The following is a 1,466-nucleotide window of genomic DNA, read 5'->3' on the forward strand; positions in this document are numbered from 1 at the left end:
GTTCAAAGGTACATTGACCTGAATACATAGGGTTCAATGAGCGAACCCGGGGAACTGAAACATCTCAGTACCCGGAGGAAAGGACATCAACCGAGACTCCCGTAGTAGTGGCGAGCGAACCGGGACCAGGCCAGTGCTGTCGTGACATAAAGCCGAACGATCTGGAAAGGTCGGCCATAGCGGGTGATAGCCCCGTAGGCGTCAATTAGCGACAGACTCGAGTAGGGCGGGACACGTGAAATCCTGTCTGAACATGGGGGGACCATCCTCCAAGCCTAAGTACTCCTCAGTGACCGATAGTGAACAAGTACCGTGAGGGAAAGGTGAAAAGCACCCCGACGAGGGGAGTGAAATAGAACCTGAAATCGGAAGCCTACAAGCAGTCGGAGCCACCACGCGTGGTGACGGCGTACCTTTTGTATAATGGGTCAGCGACTTCATGTGCCGTGCAAGCTTAAGCCGTTAGGGGTAGCCGTAGCGAAAGCGAGTCCGAATAGGGCGAATAAGTACGTCGCATGACGACCCGAAACCAGGTGATCTATCCATGAGCAGGTTGAAGGCTGGGTAACACCAGCTGGAGGACCGAACCCGTGCCCGTTGAAAAGGTCTGGGATGACTTGTGGATAGGGGTGAAAGGCCAATCAAACCTGGACATAGCTGGTTCTCCGCGAAATCTATTTAGGTAGAGCGTCAGACGAATTCCTTGGGGGGTAGAGCACTGGATGGATGCGGGCGGCGCGAGCTGTACCAATTCTAACCAAACTCCGAATACCCAAGAGAACTATCTGGCAGACACACGGCGGGTGCTAACGTCCGTCGTGAAAAGGGAAACAACCCTAACCATCATCTAAGGCCCCCAAGTAACGGCTAAGTGGGAAACGATGTGGGATTGCTTTGACAACCAGGATGTTGGCTTAGAAGCAGCCATCATTTAAAGAAAGCGTAACAGCTCACTGGTCAAGCGATCCTGCGCGGAAAATGTAACGGGGCTCAAGCCGTTCGCCGAAGGTATGGGTGTGCGCAAGCACGCGGTAGCGGAGCGTTCCGTAAGCCTGTGAAGGTCAGCCGTGAGGCTGGCTGGAGGTATCGGAAGTGAGAATGCTGACATGAGTAGCGACAAAGAGTGTGAGAGACACTCTCGCCGAAAGTCCAAGGGTTCCTGCGTAAAGTTAATCTGCGCAGGGTTAGCCGGCCCCTAAGGCGAGGCCGAAAGGCGTAGTCGATGGGAACCAGGTAAATATTCCTGGGCCAGTTGGAAGTGACGAATGACGTAAGTTGTCAGGGCTTATTGGATTGCTCCTGGCAGCGAAGTTGTTCCTGGAAATAACTCCAACAGAGACCGTACCCGAAACCGACACAGGTGGACTGGTAGAGCATACCAAGGCGCTTGAGAGAACTATGCTGAAGGAACTCGGCAAATTGCACGCGTAACTTCGGGATAAGCGTGACTCACCTTGCGCAAGCAA

The 1,466-nt window shown here is 53.6% G+C and carries 1 rRNA gene; it reads left to right on the forward strand.

Annotation, left to right across the window (positions count from 1 at the left end):
* Positions 1-1,466: ribosomal RNA gene (locus ABD160_RS31555) — 23S ribosomal RNA — on the forward strand; the annotation flags it as partial.

The sequence above is a fragment of the Pseudonocardia kongjuensis genome, assembly GCF_039526905.1.
GTDB lineage: Bacteria > Actinomycetota > Actinomycetes > Mycobacteriales > Pseudonocardiaceae > Pseudonocardia > Pseudonocardia kongjuensis.